Consider the following 248-nt stretch of genomic DNA (forward strand, 5'->3'; position numbering starts at 1 on the left):
AGATGTGTATAAGAGACAGGCACCAGACGGCGCAGGGAGAAATCCACCCGCGCCGCATCGAACAGCGCCAGCGGCAGCGGGTCGGTGTTTTCCCAGTCATACAGGCCATCGGCGGTGCCATCGGTAGCGGCGGACAGATCGGTGCTAGGGGACACCCCCGCCCGCCCCGCGGCGGGCCCCCCCGGACCCGYCCSCTCCTCCCCCCGCTCCCCCCCCCACCCGTCCCTTATACACATCTGACCCTGCCC

The 248-nt window shown here is 69.9% G+C and carries 1 pseudogene; it reads right to left on the reverse strand.

Annotation, left to right across the window (positions count from 1 at the left end):
• A pseudogene (locus tag ACQ4LH_RS21405) lies at positions 1 to 248 on the reverse strand (hypothetical protein); the annotation flags it as partial.

The sequence above is a fragment of the Pseudomonas peli genome (genome assembly GCF_050563605.1).
GTDB lineage: Bacteria > Pseudomonadota > Gammaproteobacteria > Pseudomonadales > Pseudomonadaceae > Aquipseudomonas > Aquipseudomonas peli_A.